At 65.8% G+C, this 20,498-nt stretch carries 16 protein-coding genes; 8 read left to right on the top strand and 8 right to left on the bottom strand.

The genetic code is table 11. The features are described 5' to 3' along the window. Nucleotides 1-43: 43 nt before the first annotated feature. Together ACLIMP_RS18940 and ACLIMP_RS18935 are read right to left on the bottom strand one after the other, a co-directional pair. Nucleotides 44-1,483: a glutamine synthetase family protein gene (locus ACLIMP_RS18940; RefSeq protein WP_324699506.1), complete on the bottom strand. Its 1,440-nt coding sequence runs from the start codon at nt 1,481-1,483 to the stop codon at nt 44-46. 12 nt (nt 1,484-1,495) lie between these two features. Continuing rightward, on the bottom strand, nt 1,496-2,818 hold the full coding sequence (locus ACLIMP_RS18935; protein ID WP_324699505.1) for an aromatic ring-hydroxylating dioxygenase subunit alpha: 1,323 nt from the start codon (nt 2,816-2,818) through the stop codon (nt 1,496-1,498). A 261-nt stretch (nt 2,819-3,079) separates the two neighbouring features. Between ACLIMP_RS18935 and ACLIMP_RS18930 the strand changes: the two genes are divergently transcribed. Beyond that, nucleotides 3,080-3,667, top strand: coding sequence for an LOG family protein (locus tag ACLIMP_RS18930; RefSeq protein ID WP_324699504.1), 588 nt, complete (start codon nt 3,080-3,082; stop codon nt 3,665-3,667). Between the two features lie 59 nt (nt 3,668-3,726). Here the strand turns inward: ACLIMP_RS18930 and ACLIMP_RS18925 are convergent, their stop codons facing one another. The 4 genes from ACLIMP_RS18925 to ACLIMP_RS18910 are packed head-to-tail and all read right to left on the bottom strand — an operon-like array spanning nt 3,727 to nt 7,612. Further along, entirely contained in the window at nt 3,727-5,184 is a 1,458-nt protein-coding gene (locus ACLIMP_RS18925; protein WP_324699503.1) for an aldehyde dehydrogenase family protein, read from the bottom strand. A 4-nt stretch (nt 5,185-5,188) separates the two neighbouring features. Next, complete coding sequence (locus tag ACLIMP_RS18920; protein ID WP_054441779.1) at nt 5,189-5,605, bottom strand: DUF3830 family protein; 417 nt, start codon at nt 5,603-5,605, stop codon at nt 5,189-5,191. 19 nt (nt 5,606-5,624) lie between these two features. Then, nucleotides 5,625-6,821 (bottom strand): cystathionine beta-lyase, encoded by a 1,197-nt coding sequence (gene metC, locus ACLIMP_RS18915; protein ID WP_324699502.1) that lies wholly within the window; start codon nt 6,819-6,821, stop codon nt 5,625-5,627. A 14-nt stretch (nt 6,822-6,835) separates the two neighbouring features. After that, nucleotides 6,836-7,612, bottom strand: coding sequence for an SDR family NAD(P)-dependent oxidoreductase (locus ACLIMP_RS18910; RefSeq protein WP_132468898.1), 777 nt, complete (start codon nt 7,610-7,612; stop codon nt 6,836-6,838). A 228-nt stretch (nt 7,613-7,840) separates the two neighbouring features. Here ACLIMP_RS18910 and ACLIMP_RS18905 point away from each other — a divergent pair, with 228 nt between their 5' ends. The 3 genes from ACLIMP_RS18905 to ACLIMP_RS18895 are packed head-to-tail and all read left to right on the top strand — an operon-like array spanning nt 7,841 to nt 12,604. Beyond that, nucleotides 7,841-8,848, top strand: a complete 1,008-nt coding sequence (locus ACLIMP_RS18905) for an isopenicillin N synthase family dioxygenase (RefSeq protein ID WP_324699501.1) — start codon at nt 7,841-7,843, stop codon at nt 8,846-8,848. Between the two features lie 7 nt (nt 8,849-8,855). Next, a complete protein-coding gene (locus ACLIMP_RS18900) occupies nt 8,856-10,934 on the top strand; it encodes a hydantoinase/oxoprolinase family protein (RefSeq protein ID WP_324699500.1) in 2,079 nt (692 codons plus the stop codon). Continuing rightward, nucleotides 10,931-12,604, top strand: coding sequence for a hydantoinase B/oxoprolinase family protein (locus ACLIMP_RS18895; RefSeq protein WP_324699499.1), 1,674 nt, complete (start codon nt 10,931-10,933; stop codon nt 12,602-12,604). Before ACLIMP_RS18900 ends, ACLIMP_RS18895 begins: the two co-directional genes overlap by 4 nt. 50 nt (nt 12,605-12,654) lie before the next feature. On the opposite strand, the gene ACLIMP_RS18890 is transcribed toward ACLIMP_RS18895, so the two are convergent. After that, nucleotides 12,655-13,638, bottom strand: a complete 984-nt coding sequence (locus ACLIMP_RS18890) for a LysR family transcriptional regulator (RefSeq protein ID WP_054441770.1) — start codon at nt 13,636-13,638, stop codon at nt 12,655-12,657. Nucleotides 13,639-13,839: 201 nt separating this feature from the next. Here ACLIMP_RS18890 and ACLIMP_RS18885 point away from each other — a divergent pair, with 201 nt between their 5' ends. From ACLIMP_RS18885 to ACLIMP_RS18870, 4 genes are all read left to right on the top strand, one after another. Further along, complete coding sequence (locus ACLIMP_RS18885) at nt 13,840-14,628, top strand: SDR family NAD(P)-dependent oxidoreductase (RefSeq protein WP_324699498.1); 789 nt, start codon at nt 13,840-13,842, stop codon at nt 14,626-14,628. A gap of 26 nt (nt 14,629-14,654) precedes the next feature. Continuing rightward, nucleotides 14,655-16,094, top strand: coding sequence for an allantoinase AllB (gene allB, locus ACLIMP_RS18880; RefSeq protein ID WP_231636213.1), 1,440 nt, complete (start codon nt 14,655-14,657; stop codon nt 16,092-16,094). A 93-nt stretch (nt 16,095-16,187) separates the two neighbouring features. After that, a complete protein-coding gene (locus tag ACLIMP_RS18875; RefSeq protein ID WP_324699497.1) occupies nt 16,188-16,613 on the top strand; it encodes a GlcG/HbpS family heme-binding protein in 426 nt (141 codons plus the stop codon). Nucleotides 16,614-16,618: 5 nt separating this feature from the next. Continuing rightward, nucleotides 16,619-18,724, top strand: coding sequence for a malate synthase G (locus ACLIMP_RS18870; protein WP_443478822.1), 2,106 nt, complete (start codon nt 16,619-16,621; stop codon nt 18,722-18,724). A 675-nt stretch (nt 18,725-19,399) separates the two neighbouring features. Here ACLIMP_RS18870 and ACLIMP_RS18865 read toward each other — a convergent pair. Then, the gene (locus ACLIMP_RS18865) at nt 19,400-20,407 is read right to left on the bottom strand and encodes a tyrosine-type recombinase/integrase (RefSeq protein ID WP_324699495.1); all 1,008 of its coding nucleotides are present in this window, start codon (nt 20,405-20,407) and stop codon (nt 19,400-19,402) included. Between the last annotated feature and the right edge of the window lie 91 nt (nt 20,408-20,498).

Genomic DNA, 20,498 nt, shown 5'->3' with positions numbered 1-20,498 from the left:
GCGCCGTCCCGGTTCGATTTGGGACGGCGCGCCTTTTTCCGATTCAGAACAGGTCGAAGTATTCGCGGTGCTCCCAGTCGGTCACCGTCTGGTTGTAGCGCATGACTTCCGCGCGCTTGATCATCAGGAAATGATCCACGAAATCGCTGCCGAAGGCACCGCGCAGCAATGTGCTGTCATCCAGCAGGTCCAGCGCCGCCTCAAGGCTGCGCGGAAGCCGCTCCGCCTCGGCAGCGTAAGGAGAATCCACCGATTCCGGCGGCTCCAGTCCCGCCTCGATACCCGCCAGTCCGGTCGCCATCTGGGAGGCGAGATAGAGATAGGGGTTGGCTGCGGGCTCACCCACGCGGTTCTCGATACGGCGCAGCTTCGCAGGCCCCCTGGCGAGCACCCGCAGCAGCGCGCCGCGATTGTCCTCGGCCCAGGCAAGACGGTCTGGCGCCAGCGAGTTCGGGCGGTAGCGCTTGTAGCCATTGATCGTGGGGGTCGAAAACGGCGTGGCCGCCGCCGCACCCGCCAGCAATCCGGCCAGGAACTGCCGCCCGACCGCGGATAGCCCCGGCGCACCGTCTTGCGGCGCGAAGGCGTTTGCTCCGGTCTTCAGGTCACGCAGAGACTGGTGGAGATGCCACCCGCTCGCCATGGCTTCGGGAAGCTGCGGGCGGCACATGAAGCTGACGTGATAGCCATGCCGCCGGGCGACCTGCTTGGCCATGCCACGGAACAGCACCATGTCGTCGGCCGGGCCGATGCCGGAGCCGACCTTGAACACGAATTCGCACTGGCTCGGGCCGAATTCCACTTCCATCGAATGCAGCGGCAGGCCCAGCGCCAGGCAGTTCTGCCTCAGAACATCGACGATCGGCTCGATCTGGTCGTAGCGCTGCTCGGTCAGGTAATTGTAACCCTGGTGAAGCAGCGAGACACGCGGCGGACGCGCGGGCTGGCCGGCATCCTCGGGGCTCAGCGCCGCATCTTCCAGACGGGTGAGATAGAATTCCACCTCCAGCCCGCTGACGAATTCGAACCCGCGCCCGGCCAGCCGAGCCGAGGCGTCCCGCGCCAGCCTTCTGGTGGATGAAACCACCGGGCGGCCGTCATTGTGGTAGAGATCGCAAAGCATCCACCCGGTACCGGGCGCCCAGGGCAGGAGGCGGAACGTCCCCGGATCGGGCACCATGACGACATCGCCGCCGCCCTGGAGATCGGCATTGCCGATCCCCGCCCCGGCCGAGAAGACCGGCGCTACGGTACGGTGCGCAGTGTCCTTGAGCAGCAGCGTGGAGGTGATCGCGCAGCCATCCTCGAAAGCGCCCTCCAGCGAGCCTGCCAGCAGGGTCTTTCCGCGCGCGATGCCGTGCATGTCGGCAAAGACGAGCCGCACGGTGGATACCTCGTCCGCCTCCACCCGGCGCAGCACTTCGGCGGCGAGGCGGCGCTGGTCCTCGTTCCACAGGCCATAAGCCTCGACAAATCCGGTCATGGCGCTCCCCGCTTATTCGGCGGCGTTCGCGGGTGCCGCCCAGGGCGCGGCATCGCGGCGGCGGGCATCGACAGCGCGCCAATACGCCTCGAGATCGGCTCCGGCAGGCGCCACCCCGTCAACCGTGCCCGGATCCACCACCGCCAGCGCTTCTTCCGCCGTCAGGTCCAGCAGCGGACGCTCGCCGTTCTCCATCTTGCGGAGCTGCCTGAGCAGCATGGTGCGATACGCGACGATGCCCTTGTCGGTCGTGCCGAGATGCTCCCGCGTGCGATCCTGGATACGGCCCATGGACTCCACGGCCCACTGGTCGTGAACGTTGATATCCTCGCCCATGCCCGTGTAAGTCCGGCTCTTCTGCTCCACCAAGTCATAACCGTAATCATTCGCGCGGTTGAGGCGCGGCTTGTAGTCCGGCAGTTCGTAAAGCGTCAGCCGCTGGCGGCGCATCTCCTCCTTGTCCACCGCATCGGTGAAGCTGGTGAAGGCGGCGTACCAGTAGCAGCTCGTGTCATCGATCGGCACGTGCCACTGCGTGATCGTCATCGTCTCCGACAGCGGAATGACGAAGGCCTGCGGGAAGAACAGGTTGGTGATGCGCACATGGGTCTGCCCTTCAGGCAGCGGGCGCAGCGCGGTGAGCCGGAAGCCGATGTCTGTCGGTGAAATCGTGATGTCCGGGTTCTCGAACTCGCGCAGGACCTGGATCATGGTCATGTCGCTGTCGGCCGAACGGGCGCGGAACTGCTTGCCATAGGCATCCGCTTCCTCGTCCTCGAAGAAACGGTGAAGAAAGCTGGCGTGCGCCGGATCGATCCCCACCTCGAGCGCCTGAAGCCAGTTGCAGTCGAGATAGCCCTTGAAGGCAAAGACATGGCTGCCGGGCGCCGCGAAGCAGTCCAGCCCCGGAAAAGCCGTGGGCTCGCCTTCACCCAGGAAGCCGAAGATCATGCCCGCCTGCTCGATCACCGGATAGGCACGCTGCCTGACGCGCGTGCAGAGCTTCGAGCCTGCCGGTTCGCCCGGCGTCTGGATGCAGTTGCCGTCCACATCGAACAGCCAGCCGTGGAACAGGCAGCGCAGTCCGCCGTCCTCGAGCCGCCCGAAGGCAAGGTCGGCGCCGCGATGGGGACAATCGCGATCGAGCAGGCCCAGCCGCCCCTCCTGGTCGCGGAACAGCACCATGTCCTGCCCCAGCACTTTCACCGCCTTGGCCGGGCGCGGTCCCTCCAGTTCCTCCAGCAGCGCGATCGGCTGCCAGTAGCGCCGCAGCAGCGCGCCAAGCGGGCGGTCGCGGCCGCTGAGGGTGACGAGATCGTTCTGTTCAGGTGTCATGGGCGTCTAATCCGTCAATCATCGAACCGAGGCCCTGTCCGGCTTGCCGCGCGGGCGTTACGCGCCCTTCGGCCCTTTTCGCGGACCGTTCGCTGCGGCAGCCTTCGGCCACTTCCCGCGTCATGCCTCAACGCGCGCGCGCCGCGTGTTGCCGAGACCACCCCGGCTCGTTGCCGAAACCGCACCGCACACCTCGTTGCCGCGCCAGTTTTTAGAACATAGACCTTGAACCCCTTAATCGCTTCGAGAGTCGCCCCCAGAATGAGCCAGTCCCCGCGAGAAATCCGCCATGTCGCCGTCTTCTGCGGCTCCAACACCGGCCTGGGCGACAAGTACGAACATGCCGCCGCCGCGCTTGGAGGCGCACTGGCCCGCAAGGGGATCGGGATCGTCTATGGCGGCACGCACAAGGGGCTGATGGGCATTCTTGCCGATGCGGCCCTGGCAGAGGGCGGGCACGTCCACGGCGTCATCAACCAGCGCCTGTTCGACAAGGGCCACCTCCACCCCGGCCTCTCGCTGCACGAAGTGGTCGAATCCATGCGGGTGCGCAAGGAACGGATGCTGTCGATCGCCGACGCCTGCATCGCCCTGCCCGGCGGCATCGGCACGCTTGAGGAATTCATGGAAGCCTGGACGCTCAACCAGCTCGGCGAGATCGACAAGCCGGTGGGCCTCTACAATGTCGGCGGCTTCCACGAACCCTTCATGGCCTTCATCGACAAGATGATCGAAGAGAAGTTCCTGCCGCCGGAACATCGCAAGGGCATCGTCCTCGAAGCCGATCCCGAAGCGCTGATCGATGCGCTGGCCGCATTCGAGAAGCCGGTCGTGCCGAAGTGGCTCTGACTTCGGCGATCTGACTTCGGCGGGACAGGATCGCCTGCCCCGCCGAAAACCTTCCTTGTTCAGACAGTCGTGTCGATCCAGATCGACTTGGTCTGGAAATGCTCCTCGACGTGCTGGCGGCCGTATTCGCGGCCGTGCCCGCTCGCCTTGATCCCGCCCGACGGCACCGCAGGGTCGATCCGGTTGTAGCAGTTCACCCAGACCGAGCCCGCCTTGAGCGCACGGGCCATGCGGTGCGCGCGGCCGAGATGGCTCGTCCAGACCCCGGCGCCGAGCCCGAATTCCGTGGCATTGGCGCGGGCGATCACTTCATCCTCGCTATCGAAAGGAAGCGTCGCCAGGATCGGGCCGAAGATTTCCTCCCGCACCGCGCGCATGTCGTCGCGGGCCTCGACGAGAACGGTCGGCGGGAAGAAGAAGCCCTTGTCGTAGGCTGCGCCCGACAGCCTGCCCCCGCCCGAGAGCGGCGCCGCGCCCGCCGCCAGCGCATCATCCATATGGCCGCAGACGCGCTCAAGCTGACGCGCCGAAACCAGCGGGCCGAGGTCGGTTTCGGGATCGAGACCATCGCCGATCTTCAGCGTGCCCGCGATCCGCGCGACTTCGGCGGCGAATTCGCGGTGAACCGCGCGCTCCACGAACAGACGCGTTCCAGCGCTGCAAACCTGCCCGGAATTGGCGAAGGCCGCGATCACCGCGGTCTTCGCCGCCGCTTCGAGGTCGGCATCGGCGAACACGATATTGGGAGACTTGCCCCCCAGTTCCAGCGAGAGCCGCTTGAGGTTGCCCGCCGAAGCCTGGACGATGCGGCGGCCCGTCGCCTCCGAGCCGGTGAAGGCGATCTTGTCCACCCCGGAATGCGCGGCGAGCGCCGCCCCGGCCTCGGCACCGAAACCGGTGACGACGTTGAACACGCCCTCCGGCACGCCCGCTTCCAGCGCCAGTTCCGCAAGGCGCAGCGGCGCGAGGCTGGCGTCCTCGGCAGGCTTCAGCACCAGCGTGCAACCGCTTGCGAGCACCGGCCCGAGCTTGAGAACACTGGCCCAAAGCGGTCCGTTCCAAGGGATGATCGCCCCGCAAACGCCAACCGGTTCCTTCACCGTGCAGGCGAAAGTTCCGGGATCGGACGGCCGGTTCGTGGTGCCTTCGACAGACCGCGCGATACCCGCGAAATAGCGCAGCAGGTCTACCAGCATCGCCACCGAGCCGCGGGTGTGGCGGATCGGCGAGCCCATCTCCAGCGTATCCAGCCGGGCGAACTGCTCGGCATCGCGCTCCAGCAGGTCGGCCAGGCCCAGGATCAGCTTCTGCCGATCGGCCGGCGAGAAGCGCGGCCATGGCCCTTCCTCGAAGGCGCGCCGCGCGGCATCGACCGCACGGTCCACATCACCCGCCGTGCCCCGCGCGATCCGGGCCAGCACTTCGCCGGTCGCCGGATTGCGGGTTTCGAAGGTTTCACCGGATTCCGCCGGAAGCCATGCTCCGCCGATCAGCAGTTTCTCGTCGCGAACTGCCATGGCTTCAATCCCTCAACCGGAAGCTGACGCCCTGCGCGCCTTCCCAGAGCACCGTTCGGCCCAGCTCGGGCAGATGCTCAAGCCCTTCCACGATGGTCAGGAAGTGAATGCCCGCCAGCGGCCCGAGCTTGCTGGCGAAAGCCACGCCGCCATAGGCAAGCAGGATCTCGCACTCGCTGTAGCCACCGGGATAGAAGATGAACTGGCCGGGCGCGGGATAGCGCGTGGGATTTTCCCAGGGCAGGTCGTAGTGCGCATCGCCCAGCGGAATCCACACGCCCTCGCCGCTCCAGCGGACATGGATCAGCTTTTCGTCGTAAGGCAACATCGCCTTGAAACGGGCGGCGGTGACAGGAGCGAGTTCCTCCTCCAGCCGGGCAACGAACCGGAACGGGCCGGCGGTAATGTCGATCAGGGTCATTTATCGTGTGTCCGTAGGGTCAGGCGGCAGCGACAAGGCGTGCAAGGCCGCGTTCGAGATCGGCGATCAGGTCTTCCACCGCTTCGAGGCCGACATGGATGCGCACGGCCGGGCCGGGGGCGGACCACTCCGTCGCCGAACGCAGGGTGTTCGGGTAAGTCGGCACCACGAGGCTTTCATAACCGCCCCAGGAATAGCCGAGCTTGAACAGGTCCATATGGTCCATGAAGGCAGCGAACTGCTTGTCCGTGCAGGCTTCCAGCACGAAGCCGAACAGGCCGGAGGCGCCGTCGTAATCGCGCTGCCAGATCGCATGGCCGGGATCGCCCGGCAGCGCGGGATGCATGACGCGGTGGACTTCGGGGCGGCCTTGCAACCATTCGGCGATGGCCAGCCCCGAGGCATGATGCTGCTTCATGCGCAGCGGCAGGGTCCGCAGGCCCCGCATGGCCATGTAGATATCGTCCGGCCCGGCGCAGTATCCCGATGCCGACGCGGTTTTCTTGACCGGGATGAAGGCATCCTCCGTGGTGACGGCAATGCCGAGCATGAGGTCGGAGTGGCCTGAGATATACTTCGTCGCGGCATTGATCGAGACGTCCACGCCGTGCTCCAGCGGCCGGAAATTGATCGGCGAGCCCCAGGTATTGTCGAAGATCGTCCAGATGCCCCGCGCCCGGCATTCCTTCGCGATCGCGGGAACGTCCGTCATCTCGAAGGTCAGCGAACCGGGGCTCTCCATGTAGACGACACGGGTGTTCGGCTGAAACAGCTCGGCGATCCCGGCGCCCACGTCCGGCCGGTAATAGGTCACGTCCACGCCGAACTTGCGCAGGAAGCTCTCGCAGAAATCGCGGGCTGGGCCGTAGAGGCTGTCGACGATCAGCAAGTGGTCGCCCGCCGAAAGGAACGCGGTGAGCGAGGCGCAGATCGCGCCAAGGCCGCAGCTCGTCGTGATCGCGCGGTAACCGCCTTCCAGGAGGGTGATCGCATCCTCGAAGGCACGCGTCGTCACCGTGCCCTCGCGTCCGTAAGTGAAGCCTTCGAAGGCGCCCGAGGCCCGGTCGCGCCGCGTTTCGAGCAGGGCCTCCACGGAATCGAACAGGACTGTCGAACAGTGGTAGACCGGCGGATTGACGACGCCGAAATTGTTCTTCGGATCGCGGCCTGCGTGGAGTGCCTGGGTATCGCGCTTGAACCCGGTGATATCGGTCACTTCGTGAGGTCTCCTTAGATGACGGTGCCGGAATCGACGACGATGTCCTGCCCGGTAATCATGCGCCCCGCCGGTCCGACGAGGTGGAACAGGGCTGCGGCGATATCGTCCTCGGTAACGAGGCGGCCCAGCGCCGTTCCGGAAAGGAAGCGTTTCAGGGGCGCATCCTCGGGCTCGCCGTTGCGCTGGGCGGTTTCGCGGAACAGGCGGTGGATACGCTCACCCTCGACCCCGCCGGGCGAGATCATGTTGACCCTCACCCCGTGCGGCGCCGCATCGAGCGCGGCGGACTTCACCAGCCCGCGCAGCGCCCATTTCGACGCGGAATAGAGCGAGAACCCGGCCACGCCCTTGTGCCCGTAAGTCCCGCCGACGGCCACGACACGCCCTTCGCCCCGCGCCGTCATGCCGGGCATCACGGCAGCCATGGCATTGACCACGCCCAGCACGTTGATGTCGAAGCATCCGCGATAGTCCTGCGGGCTCGCTTCCCAGACCGGGCGGCGGGGCGCCCCGACACCGGCCGCACAGACCAGTATGCCGGGCGCGCCCAGTGTCCGTTCGGTCCGGGCGGCAGCCTCGCACATCGAGGCATCGTCGGATACGTCCGCAGCGCAGGCGATGACGTTCAGCCCTTCGGCAACGAGGGATGCCGCCGCCCGCTCTCCGGTTGCCGCATCCCGGCCCACGATCGCCACGCCGGCGCCCGCGCGGCCAAGCGCCCGTGCGAGGCCCAGGCCGAGACCGCGCGTCCCTCCCGTCACCATGGCAACCTTGCCTTCGAGGCTCATCGGCGCGTCATCCGCATTTATCGTCCTTGATTGGGCTTCCCTGATGACTTGGTAGCGCAAGATCACGGTTCGGGAAGGTGACCATTAGGCGACGGGTCCGCACCGAAAAAGCACCGCCGGGGCCATGGGTGTTGTCCTAAACAGTTCACGGCGAATGGATCATGGCCTGCCGCTCCCGGCTGATTTTCCGCAGTTTTCCGGGGCCCGCGCCATCAAGGAGTCTCGATAATGAGCCGTAGCGAAAGAAGCGAGGACGACATTGCGGCAGCAGCCGCCGTCTCGCTCGAAGAAATTCCCGTGATCGACTTCGCGCCGTTCCTGAGCGGCGATCCGGAAGCCCGCCGCACGGTGGCAAGCGAGATCGCGCGGGCCTGCGAGGAGATCGGCTTCTTCTACCTCACCGGGCACGGTGTGCCGCAGGCGGTGATCGACGCGATCTTCGCCGCCGCCGCCGACTTCTTCGCCCGCCCCGCCGCCGAACGTGCCGGCGCCCATGCCACGCCCGAATGGTATCGCGGCTATATCCCGATGCCGGAACGCCAGCCCCTTTCGCGCAATACCCGGATGTTCGAGCAGTACCGCCTCCAGCACGAATGGCCCGCCGATCCGGGCGACATGGAACATGCCCGTATCTTCGACCAGGCAAACCGCTGGCCCGAAGGCATGGCCGCATTCCGCGAGGCCGGAGAGGACTATCTCGGCGCCATGCTGGCCCTTGGCCGCGAACTGCTGCGCGCCTTCGCGCTTGGCCTCGGGCTGGAGGAAAGCCGGTTCGACGACTGGTTCAGCCAGCCGCCTTCGCAGCTCAGCCTGAACTATTACCCCGTGCTCCCGGACAGCGCGGACACCGACGTGTCCAACATGATCTCCCATACCGACGAAGGTCCGTTTACGATCCTGGCCCAGGGCGCGATTGGCGGGCTCGAGGTCAAGCGCCGCGACGGGGCATGGATACAGGCACCGCCGATCCCGGGCGCCTTCACCATCAATGTCGGCGACATGATGATGTGGTGGTCCAACGGCCGCTTCATCTCGAACTACCACCGCGTGCGCAACCGCACCGACGTGGAGCGTTTTTCGGTCCCCTATTTCGCCAATCCGGACCGCACGGTGACCGTGGCGCCCCTGCCCGAACTGCTGGGCGAAGGCCCGCGCTATGCGCCCGTCCGCGTCGCCGACCACCTCGCCCGTTTTTACAGCCAGCTCTCCAAGAATCCTCATGAAGCCTACAACTGAGCCCCATATGACCGCAAAGATCGGCGCCGACATCGGCGGCACCTTCACCGACGTCGTGCTCGAAATCGGCGAGCGGCGCCATTCCACCAAACTGCTCACCACTTACGATGCCCCCGAACGGGCACTGCTCGACGGGGTGACGCTGCTGCTTGCCGAAGCGGGAATCGAACCGGCCGACGTCTCGCTGGTCGTCCATGGCACCACGCTGGCCACCAATGCCCTGATCGAGCGGCGCGGCGTGACCGTGGCCATGCTTACCACAGAGGGGTTCCGCGACGCGCTGGCGCTCGGCACGGAAAGCCGGTTCGACCAGTACGACATCGGCATGGAAAAACCCGCCCCGCTGGTGCCGCGCCGCCTGCGCCTCGGCGTGCCGGAGCGGCTCGATGCGCTGGGCGAAGTGCTCGTCCCGCTGGACGAGGACGCCGTGCGCACCGCCGCCGCCGCATTTCGCGATCAGGGCGTTGAAAGCGTCGCGGTCGCCTTCCTCCACAGCTACGTCAACGATGCGCACGAGAAGCGCGCGGCCGAAATCCTGCGCGAGGAAATGCCCGGCGTCTCGATCTCGCTCTCCTGCGAGGTCTCGCCGGAAATGCGCGAATACGAGCGGTTCTCGACGACGACGGCCAATGCCTATGTCCAGCCCCTCGTAGACGCCTATCTGCGCCGCCTCGAAGGCCGTCTCACCGAAATGGGCTTCACCTGCCCGCTCTACCTCATGCTGTCCTCGGGCGGGCTCACCACGGTCGATACCGCCGCGCGCTTCCCGGTGAGGCTGGTCGAAAGCGGCCCGGCGGGCGGCGCCATCTTCGCGGCCTCGGTCGCGGCGGAATGCGGCGCGGACCGCGTGCTCGCCCTCGATGTCGGCGGCACCACGGCCAAGATATGCCTCATCAACGACGGCGCCCCGCAGACCTCGCAGGTCTTCGAGGTCGGCCGCGTCCACCGCTTCCGCAAGGGCAGCGGCCTGCCGCTGCGCATCCCCGTCGTCGAGATGGTGGAGATCGGCGCGGGCGGCGGTTCGATCGCCTCGGTCGACAGTGCCGGACGCCTCGCCGTCGGCCCGCACAGCGCCGGCTCCGAGCCCGGCCCCGCCGCTTATGGACGGGGCGGAGAGCGGCCCACCGTGACCGATGCCGACATTACCCTGGGCCGCATCGACCCTTCGCGCTTCGCGGGCGGCAAGGTCACCCTCAGGCCCGAAAACGCGCAGGCAGCGCTGGCCGGGCTCGGCCTCTGGGACGGCCGCGCCGAAACCCTCGCCGTCGGCGTCAGCGAGATCGTCGACGAGACCATGGCAAGCGCGGCCCGCGTCCACGCGGTGGAACAGGGCATGACCCTGGACGAACGCAGCCTCATCGCCTTCGGCGGCGCGGCCCCGCTGCACGCGGTCAGCTTCGCCGAAAAGCTGGGCATCGGCACCGTCATCATTCCCTCCGGCGCAGGGGTCGGTTCGGCAGTGGGCTTCCTGCGCGCGCCGGTCTCCTACGAAGTCGCGCGCAGCCTCACCATGCGGCTGGACGCGGTGGACATCGACAGGCTGAACGCTCTGCTTGATGAGATGGCAGGCGAGGCGCGAAACCTTGTGAGCGCCGGGGCGCCCGGTGCGAAGCAGACGGAAAAGCGCGTCTGCCTCGCCCGTTATCAGGGACAGGGCTACGAAATCCCCTTCGAGTTCCCCACCCGCACGCTTGGCCCCGGCGATATCGCCGTGCTCAGGGAGGCGTTCGAACAGGCATACCGTGCGCAATACGGCGGCATGGTGCTCGACCTGCCGATCGAGATGCTGACATGGCGCGTCACTGTCGGCGCGGGCGGTTTCGCCTCGGAGGCGGCGGCGGCCGAAGCGACGCCGCGCGATGCCGCGCCCGTCGGAAGCCGCAAGGTGATCGACCCGGCCACCGGCGAAGCGCTCGACTTCGCACTCTATGCCCGCGAGGAGATGCGGCCCGGAGACCGGTTCTCCGGCCCCGCCCTCGTCGCAGAGCGCGAGACCACCACCGTCGTCTCCCCCCGCTTCAACGGGCGCATGGATGAACGCGGCTATCTCGTACTGACCCGCCGCGACCAAGGACTTTCCCGATGAGCCAGACTTCCGCCGGCACCGCCCTCACCGAACTGCGCATGCAGGTGATCTGGACGCGCCTGATCTCGATCGTCGAGGAACAGGCGCAGACGCTGATGCGCACCGCTTTCTCCACCACCGTGCGCGACGCGGGCGATCTGTCCGCCGCGTTGTTCGACCTCGAAGGCCGTCTCATAGCCGAGGCGGTTACCGGCACACCCGGCCACGTCAATTCGATGGCAGAGGGCGTGCGCCACTTCCTGGCCAAGTTCCCGGTCGCCACGATGAAGCCGGGCGACCATTTCATCACCAACGACCCATGGCTCACGGCGGGGCACCTGCACGACGTCACCGTGGTTTCGCCCGCGTTCCATGACGGGCGGGTCGTCGGCCTGTTCGGCGTGTGCTGCCACCAGGTCGACATCGGCGGGCTCGGGCAAGGGCCGGACGGCCGCTCGATCTACGAGGAAGGGCTCCAGATCCCCCTGCTGAAGCTGGCGGACGCGGGCCGGATCAACCAGGATCTCATCGATATCCTGTGCCAGAACGTGCGCATGCCGATGCAGGTCAAGGGCGATGTCCTGTCCTACATCACCAGCAACGAGGCGGCATCGCGGCGGCTCAGCGCCATGCTGGGCGAATTCGCCATGGCCGACCTTGCGCAAGTGGCGGACTACATCATCGAGCGCTCGCTGGCGGCAACCCGCGCCGAGATCGCCAGGCTGCCTGACGGCCAGTGGACCAGCACCCTGGTGATCGACGGTTACGACAAGCCGGTGACGCTGGTGGGCACGCTGACCATCGCCGGGGATACCCTGTCGATGGACTACGAAGGCACCGATCCCTGCCTACCGCGCGGCATCAATGTCGTGCTCAACTACTGCCGCGCCTACACCGTGTTCGGCCTGCGCTGCGTGATCTCGCCAGACGTGCCCAACAACTTCGGCGCGCTCGATCCTTTCGTCGTCACCGCGCCGGAAGGTTCGATCCTCAACGTCCAGCGGCCATGGCCGGTCGCGGCCCGCCACGTCATCGGGCAGATGCTGCCGGACCTCGTGTTCGGGTGCCTCTCTCAGGCGATCCCCGACCGCGTTCCCGCAGAGGGCAGCTCGTGCCTGTGGTCGGTTCAGCTTCGCGGCAACCTGCCCGCCCAGGGCAATGCGCGGCAGGGCGAGAGCTTCGATGCGATCTTCTTCAACTCCGGCGGTTCCGGCGCGCGGCCCGAGCAGGACGGCCTGTCCGGCACCGCCTTCCCCAGCGGGGTGCGCGCCATGCCGGTGGAAGTGACCGAGAGTTCGGCCCCCATCGTCATCTGGCGCAAGGAACTGCGCGCCGACAGCGGCGGCCCCGGCGAACGCCGCGGCGGTCTGGGCCAGACGGTGGAAGTGGGCATGCGCGACGGCAGCGGCTTCGAAGTGCTCGCCATGTTCGAACGGGTCGAACGCCCCGCCAGGGGCCGCGACGGCGGGCATGACGGAGCGGCGGGCAAAGTCACGACGTCGGGCGGCAAGACCATGCGCGCCAAGGGGCTTCAGGCGATTCCGGCGGGCGAGCGGCTCGTGCTGGAAATCCCGGGCGGCGCCGGGCTCGGCGCGCCCGCGACACGCGATCCCGCCAAGGTCCGCCGCGATATCGAGGAAGGGATGATAACGCCCGAGGGCGCTAGCCGGGACTACGGCTTCACCGGCTAGAAACCTGGGGCGGGGGTAAAATCCCCCGCCCCAGGTTCACCTGTTCCGGTTCATTTCTCGACAGCGATCTCGTCGATTTCCTCGTCCTCGTCGGCGTACCAGTTCTCGCTGCCCGGGATGGTCGGCAGCGAACGGCAATCGTTGAGGTCGCGCGCGATCTGCTCGGCGAACTTGGCCGCGACCAGCGGCAGCGGGCGCCCCTTGAGCTGCCCCAGCACCAGCGGCCCGTAAGTCCGGTCGATATCGCTGATCCGCCGCACCGCAAAGCGCGGATCGTGGCGCCACACATCGGCGCCAATGTCGATCTGGAAGGTAATCAGATCACTGCCGGCAACCAGCTCTGCCAGGAAATCGAAGCTGTTTGCCTCCACCGCGACATTGAGCTTGGCAGAGCTTGAAAGCAGGCGGCTCTCCACGATTTCGCGCCCGCCGAAGGCCATGTCCGGCATGGCCACGTCGTAATGCGCGCATTCCCTGAGCCGCAGCACTTCGTTCTTGGCCAGCGGATGGTCCGCCGCCATCACCGCGACCAGCCCCTGCCCGATGGACATGATCGGATGCAGCTCCGAGGAGCGCAGGGGGCGGAAGATCAGCACCAGGTCCATCTCGTATTCCATCAGCGCCCGCACGGCGGTGCTGTGGTCGGTAACGCTGACCTTGAACTTGACGTTGGGATGCTTCTCGCGAAAATCGGCGACGTGGCGAAGCACGAAGCTGCGCGCCACCGCCTGGCTGCAGGCAATCCGGACTTCGCCGCGCTGCAGCCCTTCGAGCTCCTCGATCTGGGAGTAGACCCGGCGCAGTTCCGATGTCTGCATCCTGATCCAGCCGATCAGCACCTCGCCGGCAGCCGTCAGCCTGACACCCGAGGTGTGCCGCTCGAAAATGGTCGAGTTCAGATCGTGCTCGACGTCCTGAATTCGTCGCAGCAGAGCCGAGGGGGTGACGTTCAGCCGTTCGGCCGCCTGGCGCACGGACCCGACCCGCGCGACTTCATCGATATATTGCCAGATCCTCTGGTTGCGTAGCGCCATCTGCGACTCCGTTCGATTTTCGGCTACACCCTGCCCGTGGTTTAACACCACTTGGGCAACGGCACATCCCTTATGCAACGAACGTCACGAGGCAGCGGCTTGGGAAGAAGCGCTTCCTCGTAAAACTCACAATATCGCCCGCCGGTCAACATTATTGTTATCATCGGGGTATTATTTAAATCACGTCTTCGGGGTGTTCCAATGGACCTGCAATTGAAGGATAGAATTGTTGTCATTACCGGCGCGGGTAAAGGCATGGGTCCGGCCATTTCTACATCGTTCGCCAAAGAAGGCGCCAAACTTGTTCTGCTGGGCCGCGACACCGAAGCGCTCGATATATTGAAGATGGCGATCGACGAAATCTCGTCCGCCCTTGTCGTCAAGTGCGACGTTACCGATCCCGCAGCCTGCGCTGCCGCCGTCACTGCAGCGGAATCCCATTTCGGACCGGTCGATGTCCTCGTCAACGTTGCCGGCGGCACCGGCCCGGTCGGCGCAACGGCGTGGGAAACCACACCCGAAGGCTTCGACGAGATCATCCAGCTCAACATGGGCGGCTGCTTCCTGATGATGCGCGCGGTGCTGCCCGGCATGGTCGCCCGGCGCTATGGCAAGATCGTCAATGTCGGCGGCACCTTCGGCATGCACGGCCGCGCCGGGCGCATGGCCTATTCCGCCTCGAAATGGGGCCTGCGCGGCATCACCAAGTCCACCGCGATCGAAGCGGGGCCCTACAACGTCAACGTCAACATCGTCGCCCCCGGCATGGTGGACGGGCCGCGCTTCCGCACCAAGGTCATGCCCGGCATGGCCGAAGCCCGCGGGCTGACCGAAGACGAAGTGATCGCCGAGCATGCGGCCGAATATGCCCTGCGCCGGATCAGCACGGCCGAGGACGTGGCTTCGGCCTGCCTGTTCCTCGCCTCCGACGTCTCGCGCCAGATCACCGGCGTCGACCTGCCGGTCGACGGTGGCTGGGCCTCGCTCTGAACCCTGAATTGCATACGGAACGCCCCATGACTGCTGAGCCCATGACCGCCGATATCGTCATCAACGGCGCAACCCTCGTCACTGACAGCGCCATGTTCGCAGCCTCGATCGCCATCAAGGACGGCGCGATCCTGGCGATCGGCGCGCCCGAGGCGATGCCGGACGCCGCCGAAGTGGTGGACGCCACCGGCAAGTACATCCTCCCCGGCGCCATCGACGCCCACGTCCATTTCCGCGATCCGGGCTATACCCACAAGGAAACCTGGGAAACCGGAACCGCCAGCGCGGCCATGGGCGGCGTCACCACGGTGTTCGAGATGCCCAACACCAACCCGCCCACGGGTAATGTCGAAGCGCTCAACATGAAGCTGGAATCGGCGAAGAAGGCCTATGTCGATTTCGGCATCTACGGGCTCCTGGGCGAGGACAACCTCGACCAGCTCGAAGCGCTGATCGAAGGCGGCGTGGCCGGGTTCAAGTGCTTCATGGGCAATACCTTCGGCAACCTGCCCTCTCCGCCCAGCGGCGCGATCCTCGAAGGTTTCGAGATCGTCGCCAAGCACGGCTACCGCGTCGCGCTCCATGCCGAGAATGCCTCCATCATGGCGCGCCGCTCGAAGAAGCTGCGCGAGAACGACTGCTGCGACCCGCTCGCCCATCTCGACGCGCGGCCGCCGGTAGTCGCAGTGGAGGCGGTATCGCGCGCGGCGATCCTGGCCGAATGGACCGGCGCACGCATCCACGTCCTCCACGTCTCCTCGGGCGACGAACTGCGCCCCCTGCGCGAGGCCAAGGCCCGCGGCGTGGACATCACGGCGGAGACGTGCCCGCACTACCTGCTGCTGGACGAACACGCCTATACCGAGAAGAAGTCCCTGATCCGCGTCAATCCGCCCGTGCGCGAGAAAGTTCATCAGGAGCAGCTCTGGCAGGGCGTTGCCGACGGCACGATCGACATGATCGCCACCGACCATGCCCCGCACAGCCACGCGGAAAAGCACAACGACGACATCTGGCGCGCCGACTGCGGCTTCACCGGGGTGCAGACGCAGATGCCGCTCATGCTCACCCAGATCGCCAATGGCCGCATGACGCTCAACCAGTATGTGCGCATGACCTCGCTGGCGCCCGCCAAGGCGTTCGGCCTCTATCCCCGAAAGGGCGCGCTGCTGCCGGGTTCGGACGCCGATATCGTCGTCGTCGATCTCGACAAGGTGGTGAAGGTCGATTCCGCGCTGCTCAAGTCCAAGGGATCTTCCACCCCGTTCCAGGACTACGAAACCCGCGGCGCGCCGATCCACACGCTGGTGCGCGGACGCTTCGTGATGCGCGACGGCGAGCTGGTGACCGAAGCGATGGGCCACGGCCTCAACGTGCGGCGCATCCAGCAGATGCCGACGCCCAGGCCCACGAACACGCACACCACCACCCGCGCGATCCTCGAAAAGCGCGGCAAGCGTTACTGAGCCGGACGCACCGCCAGACCGGTCCCTCACTCGGACGGCGCCCAGCAAACGGCGCCGTCCGTTCTTTCCCATGTCCCGAGCAGAAGAGTGTCCATGTCCATCAAGCTCGAACAGGCCCGTGCCATCGTTTCCGCCGCGCTCGAAAAGGGCCGTGAAATGGGGCTCAAGCCCTTGACGGTCGCCGTGCTGGATACCGGTGGCCATCTCGTCAGCTTTGGACGCGAGGACGGCTCCTCGACCCTGCGCCCGCAGATCGCCACGGCAAAGGCGGCGACGGCGCTGGCGCTCGGCCTGTCCTCGCGCGCCGTTGCGGCCATGGCTGCCGACCGTCCGGCATTCGTGGCCTCGCTCGGCGCCATCGCGCCGCAGGGCATCGTTCCTGCCGCCGGCGGCCTGCTCGTCATCAGCCCGGAATATACCGTGATCGGAGCCGTCGGCGTGACCGGCGACCTTTCGGACAACGACGAAGCCTGCGCCCTGGCGGGGATCGCCGCCGCCGGGCTTGCAACGAAGGAATAAGCCGCATGGCCACCCAGACGATCGACCGCGCCGGCCTCTCCGTCGAATCCTCGCTCGCGGCCTTCATCGAGGAGCAGGCCCTTCCCGGCACCGCGATCGCCCCTGAGGCCTTCTGGCACGACCTTGCTGTGATCTTCGCGCGCTTCACCCCGCGCAACGCCGCCCTCCTGGCGACCCGCGACCGACTTCAGGCCCGCATCGACGCATGGCACCGGACGCACCGCGACCAGCCCTTCGATGCTGCCGCCTATCAGGCATTCCTGAGCGAGATCGGCTATCTCGCAGCCGAGCCGGCACCTTTCAGGATCGCGCCCGAAAACGTCGATCCCGAACTTGCCGCGATCGCCGGGCCGCAACTTGTCGTGCCGGTGCTCAATGCCCGCTTCCTGCTCAACGCCGCCAATGCGCGCTGGGGCAGCCTTTACGACGCGCTCTACGGCACCGACGCCCTGCCCGGCAAAGCCACGGGTCCGGGCTACGATCCTGAACGGGGCGCTGAGGCGATCGCCTGGTCCAGGGCCTTCCTCGACCGCGCGGTCCCGCTCTCCAACGGCTCCTGGGCCGACTTTGCGGGCGGCGATCCCGCGCTTGCCGATCCTGCCGCGTTCGCCGGGCGCCGGGGGGCCAACATCCTGCTGCGCCATCACGGCCTGCACATCGAGATCGTGATCGATCCCGCCCATCCCATCGGCGCCGCCGATCCGGCGGGCATTGCCGATATCCAGCTTGAAGCCGCGATCACCACAATCGTCGACCTCGAGGATTCCGTCGCCGCCGTGGACGGGCCGGACAAGCGCGATGGCTACGCCAACTGGCTGGGCCTGATGCAAGGCGATCTCGAAGCGACCTTCGAGAAGGGCGGCAAATCGGTGCGACGACACCTTTCGCCGGACCGCGCCTACACCGCGCCCGATGGCAGCCCGTTCTCGCTGCGCGGCCGCAGCCTGCTGCTCGTCCGCAATGTCGGGCACCTCATGCGCACGCCCGCCGTCCACCTGCCAGACGGCAGCGAGGCCTTCGAGGGCATACTCGATGCCGTCGTCACCAGCCTGATCGCGCTGCACGACCTTGACGGCAGGGGCCGCTATCGCAACAGCCCGGCCGGCTCGATATACATCGTCAAGCCGAAGATGCACGGGCCGGACGAAGCGGCCTTCGCCAACGACCTGTTCGATGCGGTGGAAGACATGCTGGGTCTGGCCCGGCACACCATCAAGATCGGCGTCATGGACGAAGAGCGCCGCACATCGGCCAATCTGGCAGCCTGCATCCATGCGGTGAAGGACCGGATCGTCTTCATCAACACCGGCTTCCTCGATCGTACCGGCGACGAGATCCACACGTCCATGCAGGCCGGGCCGATGCAGCCCAAGGGCGACATGAAAAGCGCCCGCTGGCTTGTCACTTACGAGAACCGGAACGTGCAGATCGGCCTCCAGACCGGATTTTCCGGCCGGGCGCAGATCGGCAAGGGCATGTGGGCCGCGCCAGATCGCATGGCCGACATGCTGGAGCAGAAGATCGCCCATCCGCTCAGCGGTGCCTCCACCGCCTGGGTGCCTTCGCCCACGGCGGCAGTGCTTCATGCCACGCACTACCATGCGGTGGACGTGGCAACGCGCCAGTCCGAACGCGCAGCCGAACCCCCGGCATCGCTGGGCGACCTGCTGACGCTTCCGCTGGGCCGCCCCACGGATTGGAACCGGACCGCTATCGAGCGGGAACTCGACAACAACGCGCAAGGCATCCTCGGCTACGTCGTGCGCTGGATCGACCAGGGCATCGGCTGCTCCAAGGTTCCGGACATCAACGATGTCGGGCTGATGGAAGATCGCGCCACGCTGCGTATCTCCGCGCAGGCGCTCGGCAACTGGCTGCTTCACGGCGTCTGCACGCAAGACGACGTGGAAGCCGCGCTGGCCCGCATGGCGGAAAAGGTCGACGCCCAGAACGCGGCTGACCCGGATTACAGCCCGATGTCACGGGATCGGGAGCGTTCGGTTGCATTCCAGACCGCCCGCGCCCTGATCTTCGAAGCTGCCGCCCAGCCCAACGGATATACCGAATGCCTGCTGCACCGCTTCCGGCTCCAGCGCAAAAGCGCAGCCTGAACGGTCGTAACGGACTTAACGGAAGAATTTGACGGATCGCGGCTGCGGCCGCGGTCCTGATTCCTGCGCCGGGCGTTCTGCTCGGCCACATTTCCTCTGCCCTGCCCGGCATCGAGGAGCGGCGCCCCCGCACGGCGCCTCAAGACCATTCGCTGAGCGCAAGAGGATGGCTCACGGGCGCATAGTTGCCCGCCCCTTACCCCGAAAGACCCCGCCGGCCGGTTTCGCGCCGGGCTATAGTCGTGAATACCGCCTTGCGGCGGTCATGCCGCCGCCGCGAAGGCGACCTGTCCCGCATGGACCACGTTCCGGCGGGAAGCGCTGGCATTTGGGCGCCGGGGACGAAAGAGCGCTCGCGCCATGAATGTATTGTAATTGGCACCCGCAAATGTGCGCTCGTATCCCCTGCCTCGTCATCGGCAGGGCGGGGAGCACGCCTCAGCGGGCCCGTCCGTCCGATCGCCGTGGCATGCGGCTTATGACGGATATCAAAGGCCTGAAGACCGGAAGAATTGAGGCCTGAGAAGGTGAAGCCAAAGAATTGAGGAAAGTGTCTGCATAAACAGAACGACTGGACACCGCTTCAGGCAGCATCAGGCCGGAATGGCCTCTTCCAGGCCAGCCGCGCCTGACAGGGAAGGCTGGAATCGGAAGCCGCGCCCTTAACAACTAACATTAACAACCGTCGTAAAGCGACTGGAGAGCACTCTCCACGCCCAGAGGCCAGAAGGCTCTTGCGGAGCGCCCACAGAGGCGTGCGGAGCCTGCCGAAGGGTCGTTCGCCGGATCGGCCAAATTATTCGCAGGATCAACGCATGTCCTTGAATTACAACGAAAATGATCGCGACACTTTAGCCAAAAGTGTATCACAGAGCAATAGGTTATTCTTTTTAGAGGGGATTGTGATGCTTTCTGCGGCCAAGGCTGCGGATCACCGTTAACCGGCAGATTAAGTAAATCACCTTTACCGGGGTTTACCATATCCTTCGACGACGGCCTGTTAACTGACCCGCCTGACACACCCTCTGCCACCTTCTCGGTCGATACCGGTTCTCCGGCGAATTCCACCAAGTCGTCACCGGGCAACATATCGGAGAATTTCGATTTCTCCGTGATCTTTTGCCGCCACATACGGGCCGCGATTTCCCGCTCTTCTGGTCCGACTGCGCTGGTATAGATTGCTGTTGTCTTGATGTCCGCATGTCCAAGCCATCTCTGGACCAGTGTAAGCGGCACTCCGGCCTGGATCGCACGGACGCCGAAACCGTGCCTCAGACCCTTGGGGCTGGCATAAGTGCCGGTTATTCCCGCACTTTCCATGACCTCGCAGATCCGGCGATAACCCGTCATGCGGGACCATGGCCACAGCTCGGGATCGTCGCTGGAGCGCGATCGGAGCCATTGATACAAAACTCTCAGAAAGTTGGGCGGAAGAGGAATTGCCCTAAATATTCGTTTGCCGCGCTTTTTCAGGCACTGGATAATGACGTGCTTGGCCTCGAAATCGATACTGTCGACGGTCAACGACAGCGCCTCGGAGATTCGGCAGCCAGTATAGGCCAGCATCCAGCAAAACGTTCGCACATCCGCACTTCGATTACGTGCGGAACGTATGAATGCGTCGATCTCATTATTAGTAAGATATTTGCGTTGTCCGTGCCGGTTATAGACAGTCCATGGCATATGATGAAGCCCTCGCGGTGACGGATTATCCGGTAAAGACATAGCGTTAACGCCGCTACCAAAACCCCGCTCCGGGCGGTTTGAGACACTT

It is taken from the genome of Novosphingobium aeonii (assembly GCF_052279045.1).
Lineage (GTDB): Bacteria > Pseudomonadota > Alphaproteobacteria > Sphingomonadales > Sphingomonadaceae > Novosphingobium.
This window is presented reverse-complemented; position numbering and strand designations above follow the sequence as displayed.